A 12,753-nucleotide genomic window follows, 5' to 3' on the forward strand; every position below is an offset into this window, starting at 1 on the left:
GCCCTTCCTTACATCTCGGCGAGGATGCGGCGGGCCGCGTTGTGCCCGGCCGCGCCGATCACGCTGCCCGCCGGGTGGCAGCCGGCGCTGCCCGCGTACACGCCGTCCACCCCCGTCGCGTACGGCATCCGGTCGGTGAACGACACCGTGTTGTCGACGTGGTGGATGTGCCCGCCGGTGATGCCGAAGTGCGCCTCGATGCCGGGCGGCGGCAGCGGCACCGCGTCCGCGACCAGGTCACCGGCGCCCGGGGCGTACCGCTCGCAGATCGCGATCAGCCGCTCCACGTAGCCGGGCAGCGCCGCCTCCCAGGTGGTGCCGGCCAGCTCGTAGGGGACCGACTGCACGAACAGGGCCGACGAGTGGTGCCCCGCGTCGTCGGACAGCGACGGGTCGACTGTGGTGTGCAGGTACCACTCGATCGTCGGCTCCTCCGGCAGCCGCCCGGCCCGCACGTCCGCCCACATGCCGCGCAGCGCCGCCATCGGCGACTCGCCGCCGTCGCCGACGAGTGAGGCCGAGCCGGGCAGCAGGTGGATGGTCGACCCGAACGGGCTCGGCGCGTCGTCCGGCAGGCAGGAGAAGCGCGGCAGCCCGGTCAGCGCCAGGTTGAGCTTGAGCGTGGTGCCGGGTCGGCGGACCGCCGCCATCCGCGCGCCCAGTTCCGCCGGGAGCGCGCCGTCGGGCAGCAGCTCCATCAGCCGGTACGGGTCACAGGCGCCGAGCACCACGGAGGCGTCCACCTCCCGCCCGTCGGCGAGCGTCACCCCGGCGGCGGCGCCTCCGGCCAGCCGGATCGCGGTGACCGGCGCGTCGGCCACGATCCGCGCCCCGGCGCGCTCGGCGGCCTCGGCGAACGTGCGGGACACCGTGCCCATGCCGCCCCGGGTGATCATCCAGGTGCCGTCCGCGCCCGGCAGCCGGCACATGTTGTGCACCAGGAAGTTGTGACCCGTTCCGGGATCGTCCGGGCCGGCGTTGAGCCCGGACAGGCCGTCGGTGACCGCGTACATGCTGACCAGCAGTTCGGAGCGGAAGTCGAAGCGGGCCAGGTGGTCGGCCACCGAGCCGCGCACCAGGTCGACGAAGACCTGCCGCAGCGCGGGCCGCACGTAGCGTTCGGCGGTCTCCTCGACCGGCAGCGGCTCGGCCAGCCACGCCGGGGCGAGATCCTCCCGCAGCTGGGCCAGCTCGGCGTGCAGCGCGTCGTCGGCTGCGACGTCGGCGGGGGAGAACATCTCCGCGAGCTGCCGCCGGCTCGCCGCCACGTCGCTGCCGGCCAGCAGGTACGGCGAGCCGAGCCCGCCCGGCGTGGGCAGGAAGTAGTGCGGGTCGCGGCGCAGCACCGGGATGGTCACGTCGAGCGTGGCCAGCAGCTCCGGCGGCATCAGCCCGAGCAGGTACGACCCGGTGGAGTGACGCAGTCCCGGCACCTTCGGGAACGGGTTCTCGGTGCGGGTCGCCCCGCCGATCACCGCTGACGCCTCCAGCACCAGCACGTCCAGGCCGGTGCGGGCCAGCAGGATCGCCGAGACCAGGCCGTTGTGTCCGGCGCCGACCACCACGACGTCGGCGCGGGACGGCAGCTCACTCGCGTCGCTCATAAAGTGCGGGCTGGGCATGCGCTCACGGCCCTCGCTTCGCTCGGTGCGTTCGCTCATGCCGCGGAGCGTAGCGGCGGCCCGTCCCGGACGGGAGGGTTCGCGGCGGGGCGCTACCGTTCCGGGCATGTCCCCGGCTGTTCAGATCGCGCTCGCGGTGGCGCTCGTCGTGGTGGTGCTCCTGCTCCTGCTCGTGCTGCGGCGCGACCGTCCCCGGGACCTGGTCGCCCCTGATCGCCCGGCCGGCGACGGGCAGGCCGAGGTGCTCCGGCTGGCCCGCGCGGGGCGTACGGTCGAGGCGGTCAAGGTGCTGCGCGAGCAGACCGGGCTGTCGCTGCTGGACGCGAAGCGGGCGGTGGACGCGCTGGCGGCCGGCGGATCCTGGCCGCCCGGCCCTCCGGCGCCCGGAAAGGGCGTCGACGAGGCGGTGCGGGCCGAGGCCGCGCGGCTGCTGTACCAGGGCAGGAGGATCCAGGCGATCAAGGTGGTACGGGAGCACACGCACATGTCGCTCGCCGACGCGAAGCGGTACGTCGAGGGCCTCTGACGGCCGGACGGCAGTCACCGGGCGTTCACCCTATAGTGGCAGTTGTCGATGCATTTCCGTCCTACCGTCGACGGGACACCCACCGCCTCCGGGAGGTAATCCCCGATGGATCGTCGTACCGTCCTGCGCGCCACAGCCGCCGGTGGCGCCGCCGCTCTCGCCGGTGGTCTCTGGGCCGCCGCTGCCGCCCCGGCCCAGCCCGCCCAGCCCGGCCCCGGCCCGTACGGCGACCTCCTGGCCGCCGACGCCAACGGCCTCCAGTTGCCGGCCGGCTTCACCGGCCGGGTGATCGCGCGTTCCGGGCAGCGCGTCGCCGGCACCTCGTACACCTGGCACCCGGCACCCGACGGCGGCGCCTGCTTCCCGTCCGGCGACGGCTGGATCTACGTCTCCAACTCGGAGGTGCCGCTCGTCGGTGGCGCCTCGGCGGTGCGGTTCGCCGCCGACGGCGCGATCACCGCCGCGTACCGGATCCTCGGTGGCACGAACGTCAACTGCGCCGGGGGCCCGACCCCGTGGGGGACGTGGCTGTCCTGCGAGGAGGTGCCGCTGGGCCGCGTCTTCGAGACCTGGCCGGAGGGCGGCCGGGCCGGTGAGGAGCGGACCCGGATGGGCCGCTTCAAGCACGAGGCGGCGGCCTGCGACCCGCAGCGGCGGGTGGTCTACCTGACCGAGGACGAGGGGGACGGCTGCTTCTACCGGTTCGTCCCGGACACCTGGGGCGACCTGCGCACCGGCCGGGTGCAGGTGCTCTGCGCCCCGGACGGCCAGGTGACCGGGCCGGTGACCTGGCGGGACCTGCCGGACCGCGACGGGTTCCCGGTGCCCACCCGCTACCAGGTGGGCGCGGCGCAGACGTTCGACGGCGGCGAGGGCTGCTGGTACGCCGACGACACCTGCTGGTTCACCACCAAGGGCGACAACCGGGTGTGGGCGTACGACGCGGTGAACCAGCGGCTCGACCTCGCGTACGACGACTCGCTGGTGCCGGCCGGTGCCGCGCCGCTGACCGGCGTCGACAACATCACCGGCACCGCGGGAGGCGACCTCTACGTGGCCGAGGACGGCGGCAACATGGAGATCAACGTGATCACGCCGGCCGGTGTGGTGACCCCGTTCCTGCGGCTGCTCGGGCAGTCCGGGTCGGAGCTGACCGGGCCGGCATTCTCGCCGGACGGCAGCCGCCTCTACTTCTCCTCGCAGCGCGGCACCAGCGGCGCCCGGGCCGGGACCGGCGGCATCACGTACGAGGTGCGCGGCCCGTTCCGGCGCTGACCCGCAGCCGTCAGGCGCCGGCCGCCACCCGGGCGGCCCGCCACCGGCTCGCCGCCAGCGTCGCGGAGTAGCCGGACAACACGATCACGTGGAACAGGTACAGCCAGAGCAGCACCGCCACGCCGCCGCCGATCTCATCGAACCCGCCGAACGGCACGCCCAGGTCCAGCGGCAGCGAGCAGAACAGCACGAAGCCGTGCACGAAGCCGGACAGGTTCGCCGCCGTGAACGAGCCCAGGGCGACGGTGGCGAGCCAGTCCGGCGAGGCCGGGCCGACCACCCGGAACACCCAGATCAGCACCGGCGTGAGCACCAGCCACACCGCGAAAAACGACAGCACCACGCCGAGCGCGCCGACCCAGCCGCCCTGGCGTACCAGCCGGGTGGTCAGCGGCAGCCCGAGCAGGATCGACAGCAGCAGCGCCGGGGCCGGCGCCAGCAGCGGGAGCAGCAGCAGGCGGCCCCGCCAGCCGACGAGTGCACCGGACTCGGCGCGCGGCTCGGCCACCGAGACGAACGCGCGGCGCAGCCCTTCGCCGTAGAGCGAAGCAGGCAGCAGCGAGGCCAGCGCCAGCAGCGGGGTCAGCCCCAGACCGGCCTCGACGAGCGCGGCCGCCGCCCGGTGCGCGCCGATCTCGGTGGGCAGCGTGTCGATCGCGTACCCGGTCAGCCGCCGTACCCGGTCCGCCCCGGCGAGCAGCCCGGTCAGCCAGATCGCCAGCAGCGCCACCGGCACCACGGCGATCGCGCCGTAGAAGGTGATCGCGGCGGCGTGCAGCGACAGGTCGCGACCGCGGACCGGCCGGAACGCCGCCGCCGTGATCCGCTTGGTCCGTGCCCACCCGTCGCCCATCGCCCTCTCGTTCCCCGTACGCCCCCGCGCCACGCATTACGATCCGGCGGCATGACGATCGCCACGACCGACCGGCTGGTGCTCCGGGACTGGACCGAGTCGCCGGACGACCTGGCCCGGATCTACGACATCTACTCCCGGGACGAGGTGATGCGCTGGCTGGGCGGCGGCAAGGGGCGGATGACCGACCCGTCCGAGGCGCGCGAGCGGGTCCGGATGTGGCATGAACGCTGGACGCCGTACGGCGGCCGGTGGGGCCTGTGGGCGATCGAGCCGCGCGACGGCGGGCCGGTGGCGGGGAGCATCCTGCTCAAACCGCTACCGGGACGCGACGGCGTCACTCTCACCGACGACATCGAGGTCGGCTGGCACCTGCACCCCGACGCCCAGGGCCGCGGCTACGCCACCGAGGCGGCCCGCGCGGTGCTGGAGCGCGAGTTCGCCACCGGCACCCCGAGGGTGTACGCGGTGGTGATGGCCGGGAACGACCCGTCGATGGCGGTGGCCCGGCGCCTCGGCATGACGCACGCGGGTGTGCGCACCGACTGGTACGGCGGCGTCGAACTGGAGACCTTCGCCCTGGAGCGCCCCGCCTGATCGTTCGGCGGAACTGCTCCCGCCCCGTCGATCATGAGGTTGGCGGCGACGAATCGGACCGCCGACGCCGCCAACCTCATGATCAACGGGAGTGGCGGTGGGGATGGACAACGTGTGCGAGCAGGGCGGATCGGGGCAGCGCCGCTAGGTGAGGGGTAGCACGATTACCCGCTGAGGGGGTGAGCCCGATGGCCCAGGCCGCATTCGCGCCCGAGCCGGCACCGCAGCCCGCCGAGCCGTCGTTCGACGTGCTCCGCTGGTACGACGAGCCCTGGACCGCGCAGCTCGCTCTCGATCTCCTACCGGAGACCAACGGCCCGAAGGTCGAGTTCAGCGTCGACCCGGCCGACCTGCTCGACGAGGAGGCGCCGCAGGCGTGATCGACACCGGTTCGCCGAAGTGGTGGCATCGCGGCGACCCTGATGCCGCCACCTCGGCGAAGTGGAGTCGATCATGCCGCCGGGCACTCCGGGACGAACCGGGGTGAGGCGCTGGGGAACAATGGTCCGGTGACCACTCCCCGAGATCTCGTGCTGCTCGGCTCGACCGGCTCGATCGGCACCCAGGCCATCGACATCGTCAAGCGCAACCCGGACCGCTTCCGGGTGGTGGCCCTCGGCGCGGGTGGCGGCAACGTGGAGTTGCTCGCCGCGCAGGCGCTGGAGCTGGGCGTGGAGGCGGTCGGTGTGGCCCGCGCGTCCGCCGCGCAGGATCTTCAGCTCGCGTTCTACGCCGAGGCGAGCCGGCGTGGCTGGGCCACCGGCGACTTCAAGCTGCCCAAGATCGTGGCCGGGCCGGACGCGATGACCGAGCTGGCGCAGTGGCCGTGCGACGTGGTGCTCAACGGCGTGGTCGGCTCGCTGGGCCTGCCGCCGACGCTGGCCGCGCTGCACGCCGGTCGTACCCTCGCGCTCGCCAACAAGGAGTCCCTGGTGGCCGGCGGCCCGCTGGTCAAGGCCGCGGTGACGCACCCGGGGCAGATCGTCCCGGTGGACTCCGAACACTCGGCGCTGGCGCAGTGCCTGCGCGGCGGCGCCCGGGGCGAGGTGCGGCGGCTGGTGGTCACCGCCAGCGGCGGCCCGTTCCGGGGGCGGCGGCGTGACGAGCTGACCGCCGTCACGCCGGAGCAGGCGCTGGCACACCCGACCTGGAACATGGGCCCGGTCGTCACGATCAACTCCGCCACGATGGTCAACAAGGCGCTGGAGGTGATCGAGGCGCACGAGCTGTTCGACGTGCCGTACGCCGACATCGAGGTGATGGTCCACCCGCAGTCGGTGATCCACTCGATGGTCGAGTTCACCGACGGGTCCACGCTCGCCCAGGCCAGCCCGCCGGACATGCGACTGCCCATCGCGCTGGGTATCGGCTGGCCGGACCGCGTACCCGGCGCCGCCGCGGCTGTCGACTGGACCACCGCCCACACGTGGGAGTTCTTCCCGCTCGACGACGAGGCGTTCCCGGCTGTCGCGCTGGCCAAGGCGGCGGGGGAGGCCGGGCGCTGCCGCCCGGCGATCTACAACGCGGCGAACGAGGAGTGCGTGGCCGCGTTCGTCGCGGGCCGGCTGCCGTTCCTCGGCATCGTCGACACCCTCCAGCGGGTGCTGGAGGACGCTCCCGATTTCGACGAACCAGGTACCGTCGAGGACGTGCTCGCCGCCGAGTCGTGGGCACGGGCGCACGCCCAGGAGATCATCGTCGGGTCGGTGGAAGGAGCTCGATGAGCTATCTGCTCGGGGTGGTGCTGTTCGCCCTGGCGATCCTCATCTCGGTGAGCCTGCACGAGGCGGGGCACATGCTCACCGCCAAGGCGTTCGGGATGAAGGTCACCCGCTACTTCGTCGGCTTCGGCCCGACGCTCTGGTCGTTCAAGCGGGGCGAGACCGAGTACGGCATCAAGGGCATCCCGCTCGGCGGCTTCTGCAAGATCGTCGGCATGACACCGCAGGACGACGACGTCGAGCCGGGGGACGAGAAGCGCGCCATGTGGCGCTACCCGGTGTGGAAGCGGACGATCGTGATGTCCGCGGGCTCGATCACCCACTTCGCCCTGGCCCTGATCGCGCTCTGGATCATCGCGGTGTCGGTGGGGCTGCCGAACCCGAAGTTCCCCAGCACCGAGGCCGGCTTCCGGGCCGAGCCGGCGGTGATCGCCATCGCGCCGTGCGTGGTGGTGGAGAACGCGGCCCGCGCCTGCGAGTCCGGCGACCCGGCCAGCCCGGCCGAGAAGGCCCAGCTCAAGGACGGCGACCGGATCACCGCGGTGAACGGCAAGCCGGTCTCCACCTGGGGCGACATGCTCGACGTGGTCCGGGCCACCCCGCCCGGCACGGCCACCGTCGCCTACGTGCGTGACGGCAAGCCGGCCGAGGCGCGGGTCGACCTGGCCTCGGTGCAGCGTCCGCCGCTGGGCGACCCGAAGGGCGCCGCCTCGGCAGTCTCCGCGCTCGGCGTGGCGCTCTCGCCCAGCACCCCGACCCGGGTCGAGTACGGCCCGGTCGCCGCGTTCGGCGCCACCGCCGACTTCACCGGCACCATGGCCGTGCAGACCGCGCACGCCATGCAGCGCATCCCGCAGAAGGTGCCCGCGTTGTGGAACGCGATCACCGGCGGCGAGCGCGACGTGGACACCCCGATCAGCGTGGTCGGCGCCAGCCGGCTCGGCGGCGAGGCCGTGGAGAACAACGCCTGGCTGGTGTTCTTCATGCTGTTCGTGTCGCTGAACTTCTTCATCGGCGTGTTCAACCTGCTGCCGCTGCTCCCGCTGGACGGCGGCCACATCGCCATCGCCTGGTTCGAACGGGCGCGGTCCTGGCTCTACGCACGCATCGGCCGCGCCGATCCGGGCCGCGTCGACTACCTCAAACTCATGCCGTTCACGTACGCGGTGATCCTGATCGGCGGCGCGTTCACGCTGCTCACAGTCACCGCCGATGTCATCAACCCCATCACGCTCTTCTCAAGGTGAGTGCCTGAAGTGACCGCTGTCAGTCTCGGTATGCCCCCCGTACCGCCGCCGCCGCTGGCCCCGCGCCGGGCCAGCCGCCAGATCATGGTCGGTTCGGTGCCGGTCGGTGGTGGCGCGCCGGTCTCGGTGCAGTCCATGACCACCACCCTCACCGCCGACGTCAACGCCACGCTCCAGCAGATCGCCGAGCTGACCGCGTCCGGCTGCCAGATCGTCCGGGTCGCCGTGCCGTCGCAGGACGACGTGGAGGCGCTGCCCGCGATCGCCAAGAAGTCGCAGATCCCGGTGATCGCCGACATCCACTTCCAGCCGAAGTACGTCTTCGCGGCGATCGACGCAGGCTGCGCCGCGGTCCGGGTGAACCCGGGCAACATCCGGCAGTTCGACGACAAGGTCAAGGAGATCGCGCGGGCCGCCGGCGACGCGGGCGTGCCGATCCGGATCGGCGTCAACGCCGGCTCGCTGGACAAGCGCCTGCTGGCCAAGCACGGCAAGGCCACCGCCGAGGCGCTGGTGGAGTCGGCGCTGTGGGAGTGCTCGCTGTTCGAGGAGCACGGCTTCCGGGACATCAAGATCTCGGTGAAGCACAACGATCCGGTGGTGATGATCCGCGCCTACCGGCTGCTGGCCGAGAAGTGCGACTACCCGCTGCACCTCGGCGTCACCGAGGCCGGCCCGGCGTTCCAGGGCACGATCAAGTCGGCGGTGGCGTTCGGCGCGCTGCTGGCCGAGGGGATCGGCGACACCATCCGGGTCTCGCTGTCCGCCCCGCCGGTCGAGGAGATCAAGGTCGGCAACGCGATCCTGGAGTCGCTGGGCCTGCGCGAGCGCGGCCTGGAGATCGTCTCCTGCCCGTCCTGCGGGCGGGCGCAGGTCGATGTCTACAAGCTGGCCGAGGAGGTCACCGCCGGGCTGGAGGGCCTGCCGGTGCCGCTGCGCGTCGCGGTCATGGGCTGCGTGGTGAACGGTCCGGGCGAGGCCCGCGAGGCCGACCTGGGTGTGGCCTCGGGCAACGGCAAGGGCCAGATCTTCGTCAAGGGCAAGGTCGTCAAGACCGTGCCCGAGGCGCAGATCGTGGAGACGCTGATCGAGGAGGCGCTGCGGATCGCCGACGAGATGGGCGCCGAGATCCCCGAGGAGCTGCGTGACCTGGTGCCGGGCGGCGCCACAGTCACAGTGCACTGATCTGCTTTTCGCGTCGCCGTGCGGCCGTCCCCGACAGGGGGCGGCCGCACGCGTCGTCTCAGGGCCGGGGGACGGCGGCGAAGGGGGAGAGGGTGAACCAGCCGGGCGCGGCGCGCCGCAACGCCTCCGGCCCGGTCACCTCCACCGCGCCGCCGCGCAGCGCCGCGGCCCACTCCAGGTCGCCCATCCAGACCTGGACCAGGGCGCGCAGTTCCGCCGTGACGGTCACCGTCACGTCGTGCCCGGGGTCGCTGTCGCAGACGTCGGCCTCGCCCGCGGCGATCACCATCCACCAGTCGCGCTGCGTCGTGGGCACGTCCCGGAAGCGGAACCGCACGACGGTACGCCCCAGCGGAACAGCGTCGTGGTCGACGTGGCGGTGCATGTCCCACAGCAGCAGCTTCGGGTCCAGGTCGGCGTCGCCCAGCTCGCCGATCCAGCGCACGCCCCAGGCGCCGAGTGCCTCCACCACGGGCCGCAGTTCGCGTCCGGCGGCGGTCGGGACGTAGCGCACGTCGGCGCCGTCGACCCGCCGCTCCACCACCCCGGCGCGGACGAGCTGGTGCAGCCGGCGGGACAGCAGCGTGGGCGACATCCGGGGCAGGCCTCGGCGCAGCTCGTTGAAGCGTTCCGAGCCGCTGACCAGCTCCCGGACCACGAGCAGCGTCCACCGCTCGTCGAGCAGTTCCATGGCCTTCGCCACGGGGCAGAACTGGTGGTAGGAGGCCCCCATGGCGGGCACGCTACGCCCGGCCCGCCACCCCGGCCAGCCGCCTGTCGGGAGCGGTACAGATCTCGTACTGGGGGCCGGGTCGTCCGCTGCCTAGCGTCCTGTGCAGGGACGACAGGTGAGGAGCGACCGATGATCGAGGAACGGGAACAGGACGCCGCGGTGAAGGCCCGGCACCGCGCGATGTGGGCGATGGGGGACTACGCCGCCGTGGCCGCGCAGGTGATCCCGGAGCTGGGGGCGACGCTGGTCCGGGCCGCCGGGGTGGCGCCGGGCATGCGGGTGCTGGACGTGGCGGCCGGGACCGGCAACGCGGCTCTGCCCGCGGCCCGGGCCGGTGCGGAGGTGGTGGCCGGCGACCTCACCCCGGAGTTGCTGGCGATCGGGCGGGCGGAGGCCGAGCGGGAGGGCTTGACGCTGACCTGGGAGGAGGCGGACGCGGAGGCGCTGCCGTACGCGGACGGCGCGTTCGACGCGGTGCTGTCGTGTGTGGGCGTGATGTTCGCGCCCCGGCACCGGGCCGCAGCCGACGAGGTGCTGCGGGTGTGCCGGCCGGGCGGGACGATCGGGCTGGTCAACTGGACTCCGGAGGGCTTCGTGGGCCAGTTGTTCGCGGCCATGCGGCCGTACGCGCCGCCACCGCCGCCGGGCGCGCAGCCGCCCCCGCTCTGGGGCGACGAGGAGCACGTCCGGGAGTTGTTCGGCGACCGGGTCGACGCGTTCGCGTCGGCGCGTGACGCCGTGGTGGTGGACCGGTTCGCCACGCCGGGGGACTTCCGGGAGTTCTTCGCGACCCGTTACGGGCCCACTGTGGCGGTCTACCGGGCGAACGCGGGCGACCCGGAGCGTACGGCCGGGCTCGACCGCGCGCTGACCGATCTGGCCGCCCGGCACCTGGACGGTGGCGTGATGCGCTGGGAGTACCTGCTCGTCACCGCGCGCCGCGCCTGACGGCACGCCGGCCGGTCGACGGTCGGCGTGCCGTTCCGGCGGCGGTGCTCACTCGGACTCGGCGAGGATGGCGTAGAGCTTGCGCCGGGTCTCGTCGAGCACCTGGGCGGCACGGGCGCGCTGGTCGTCGGTGCCGGTGGTCATGACCTGCCGCAGCGCCTGCATGGCCTGCGCGCCGGCGTCGCGGATGTCGTGCCAGCTGTTGACGGTCTGCTCGGCGAACTCCGCCCAGGGCGGGGCCTGCGCCGCGCCGGCCGCCTCGGCCTGGCCCGCCTCGGTCAGCGCGAACCGCTTGCGCCCGCCCTCGGAGTCGGCGGCGGTCGCGATGAGCCCCTCGTCCTCCAGCAGTTGCAGTGTCGGGTAGATCGAGCCGGGGCTGGGCCGCCAGGCCCCGCCGGTGCGGGAGTCGATCTCCTGGATCATCTCGTAGCCGTGCATCGGCCGTTCGGTGAGCAGGGCCAGCACGGCCCCGCGCACGTTCGGCCGCCGGCCGCGTCCGCGCCCGCCCCGGCCCCGCCCGTGGCCGTGGCCGTGGGGTCCGGGGGAGAAGGGCGGCGGACCCGGGGGTACGGGCGGGAAGCCGAAGCCGCCACGGCGGCGCATCTCGTCGTGCATGGCGTGCATGCGTCGATGGAAACCCATCAGGGCTCTCCTTCTGTCGTCGTATCACTGATGCATCAACGATATATCGGCAATGCATCGCCGACAAGACGTCACGTAAACCGGGCTGCAAACCGTACGTACGTACTGTTAGGGTGCCGGTGTGCGCCTGCTTCCCGAACCGGGCCCGTCCCGGACCCTCGCCCTCTCCACGCTCGTCAACACCGTCGGGCGGGGCACCTGGCTCACCGCCAGCGCGCTGTTCCTCACCCGGTCGGTCGGGCTCTCGGTGACCCAGGTCGGTGTGGCGCTCACGCTCACCGCGCTGGTCAGCCTGGTGGCGAGCACGCCGATGGGCTACCTCGCCGACCGCCTCGGCCCGCGCGGGCTCCAGATGGCCGCGTTGCTCGCCTCGGCCGGGTGCACGGCCGCGCTGGTCTCCGTGCGTTCGTTCACCGGCTTCCTGGTCGTCGGCGTGCTGATGGCGGTCGCCGACGCGGGCACCCGGGGCGCCCGCGGTGCGCTGATCGCCGGCGCCGTCCCGCCCGACCAGCGGGTCCGTACCCGCGCCTACCTGCGCGCTGTCACCAACGTCGGGATCTCGGTGGGCACGGTGCTGGCCGGGTTCGCGCTCGCCGCCGACACCCGCGGCGCGTACGTCACGCTGATCCTGCTCGACGCCGCCACCTACGTGCTGGCGGCGGCGGTGCTGCTGCGGCTCCCGCCGGTGCCGCCGATGCCCGCCCCGGCGCACGGGCCGCGGCTGATCGCGCTGCGGGACCGCCCGTTCCTCGCCTTCACCGTCCTGGACGGGCTCATGTCCATGCACTTCTCGCTGATCAACATCGCCCTGCCGCTGTGGATCGCCGGGCACACCACAGCGCCGAACTGGCTGATCTCCGTCTGCCTGCTCGTCAACACCGTGGTGGTGATCCTGTTCCAGGTCCGCGCCTCGCGGGGCACCGAGGACCTGACCGGCGCGGGCCGGGCCGCCCGCCGGGCCGGTGTCCTGCTCGCTGCCGCCTGCGCGCTGTTCGCCGCAGGGGGCGGCGTACCGGTCGCGGTGGCGGTGCCGCTGCTGCTGGCCGGAGCGCTGGTGCACGTCGTGGGGGAGTTGTGGCACGCGGCGGCCGGCTGGGGCATCTCCTTCGGCCTGGCCCCGGCGCACGCGCACGGGCAGTACCAGGGCGCGTACGGGATGGGCATGCAACTCGGCTCGATGGTCGCCCCGGTGGTCGTGACCACGCTCGCGATCGGCTGGGGCGTGCCCGGCTGGCTGGTGCTCGGCGTGGTGTTCCTGCTGCTCGGCGCAATGGTGCCGCCTGTGGTGCGATGGGCCGCCCGGACCCGGCCGCCCGCACCCGAACCGGTGCCGGCGCCGGCCGGCTGAGCGCCGTGCGGCAGGTGCCCGGTCGGCCCGCGCACGCCGGGGTGGATCTGGCAGGC

Annotated in this window: 13 protein-coding genes; 9 read left to right on the forward strand and 4 right to left on the reverse strand. The window is 73.4% G+C overall.

The window, feature by feature from the left end; translation table 11 throughout:
- Nucleotides 1–8 precede the first annotated feature (8 nt).
- Complete coding sequence (locus MICAU_RS07105; protein WP_041798852.1) at nt 9–1,604, reverse strand: phytoene desaturase family protein; 1,596 nt, start codon at nt 1,602–1,604, stop codon at nt 9–11.
- Nucleotides 1,605–1,728: 124 nt separating this feature from the next.
- On the opposite strand from MICAU_RS07105, the gene MICAU_RS07110 reads away from it, so the two are divergent.
- Nucleotides 1,729–2,148: a 50S ribosomal protein L7/L12 gene (locus MICAU_RS07110; protein ID WP_013284616.1), complete on the forward strand. Its 420-nt coding sequence runs from the start codon at nt 1,729–1,731 to the stop codon at nt 2,146–2,148.
- A gap of 105 nt (nt 2,149–2,253) precedes the next feature.
- Nucleotides 2,254–3,423, forward strand: a complete 1,170-nt coding sequence (locus tag MICAU_RS07115; protein ID WP_013284617.1) for an alkaline phosphatase PhoX — start codon at nt 2,254–2,256, stop codon at nt 3,421–3,423.
- Between the two features lie 10 nt (nt 3,424–3,433).
- Here the strand turns inward: MICAU_RS07115 and MICAU_RS07120 are convergent, their stop codons facing one another.
- Nucleotides 3,434–4,276, reverse strand: coding sequence for a YhjD/YihY/BrkB family envelope integrity protein (locus MICAU_RS07120; RefSeq protein ID WP_013284618.1), 843 nt, complete (start codon nt 4,274–4,276; stop codon nt 3,434–3,436).
- Between the two features lie 51 nt (nt 4,277–4,327).
- Here MICAU_RS07120 and MICAU_RS07125 point away from each other — a divergent pair, with 51 nt between their 5' ends.
- The 5 genes from MICAU_RS07125 (at nt 4,328) to ispG (ending at nt 9,026) form a co-directional block, all read left to right on the forward strand.
- Nucleotides 4,328–4,873, forward strand: a complete 546-nt coding sequence (locus MICAU_RS07125) for a GNAT family N-acetyltransferase (protein WP_013284619.1) — start codon at nt 4,328–4,330, stop codon at nt 4,871–4,873.
- 188 nt (nt 4,874–5,061) lie between these two features.
- The gene (locus MICAU_RS07130; protein WP_013284620.1) at nt 5,062–5,253 is read left to right on the forward strand and encodes a hypothetical protein; all 192 of its coding nucleotides are present in this window, start codon (nt 5,062–5,064) and stop codon (nt 5,251–5,253) included.
- 129 nt (nt 5,254–5,382) lie between these two features.
- The gene (gene dxr / locus MICAU_RS07135; protein WP_013284621.1) at nt 5,383–6,597 is read left to right on the forward strand and encodes a 1-deoxy-D-xylulose-5-phosphate reductoisomerase; all 1,215 of its coding nucleotides are present in this window, start codon (nt 5,383–5,385) and stop codon (nt 6,595–6,597) included.
- Complete coding sequence (locus tag MICAU_RS07140; protein WP_013284622.1) at nt 6,594–7,841, forward strand: M50 family metallopeptidase; 1,248 nt, start codon at nt 6,594–6,596, stop codon at nt 7,839–7,841. The genes dxr and MICAU_RS07140 overlap by 4 nt, the downstream gene beginning before the upstream one ends.
- Before the next feature lie 9 nt (nt 7,842–7,850).
- The gene (gene ispG / locus MICAU_RS07145) at nt 7,851–9,026 is read left to right on the forward strand and encodes a flavodoxin-dependent (E)-4-hydroxy-3-methylbut-2-enyl-diphosphate synthase (RefSeq protein WP_013284623.1); all 1,176 of its coding nucleotides are present in this window, start codon (nt 7,851–7,853) and stop codon (nt 9,024–9,026) included.
- 58 nt (nt 9,027–9,084) lie between these two features.
- On the opposite strand, the gene MICAU_RS07150 is transcribed toward ispG, so the two are convergent.
- Nucleotides 9,085–9,759, reverse strand: coding sequence for a winged helix-turn-helix transcriptional regulator (locus MICAU_RS07150; RefSeq protein WP_013284624.1), 675 nt, complete (start codon nt 9,757–9,759; stop codon nt 9,085–9,087).
- Between the two features lie 129 nt (nt 9,760–9,888).
- Between MICAU_RS07150 and MICAU_RS07155 the strand changes: the two genes are divergently transcribed.
- Nucleotides 9,889–10,707 (forward strand): class I SAM-dependent methyltransferase, encoded by an 819-nt coding sequence (locus MICAU_RS07155; protein WP_013284625.1) that lies wholly within the window; start codon nt 9,889–9,891, stop codon nt 10,705–10,707.
- 48 nt (nt 10,708–10,755) lie between these two features.
- On the opposite strand, the gene MICAU_RS07160 is transcribed toward MICAU_RS07155, so the two are convergent.
- Nucleotides 10,756–11,349: a PadR family transcriptional regulator gene (locus tag MICAU_RS07160; protein WP_013284626.1), complete on the reverse strand. Its 594-nt coding sequence runs from the start codon at nt 11,347–11,349 to the stop codon at nt 10,756–10,758.
- Nucleotides 11,350–11,470: 121 nt separating this feature from the next.
- Between MICAU_RS07160 and MICAU_RS07165 the strand changes: the two genes are divergently transcribed.
- Complete coding sequence (locus MICAU_RS07165) at nt 11,471–12,697, forward strand: MFS transporter (RefSeq protein ID WP_013284627.1); 1,227 nt, start codon at nt 11,471–11,473, stop codon at nt 12,695–12,697.
- Nucleotides 12,698–12,753 lie beyond the last annotated feature (56 nt).

Origin of the sequence: Micromonospora aurantiaca ATCC 27029 (assembly GCF_000145235.1) — a bacterium.
Lineage (GTDB): Bacteria > Actinomycetota > Actinomycetes > Mycobacteriales > Micromonosporaceae > Micromonospora > Micromonospora aurantiaca.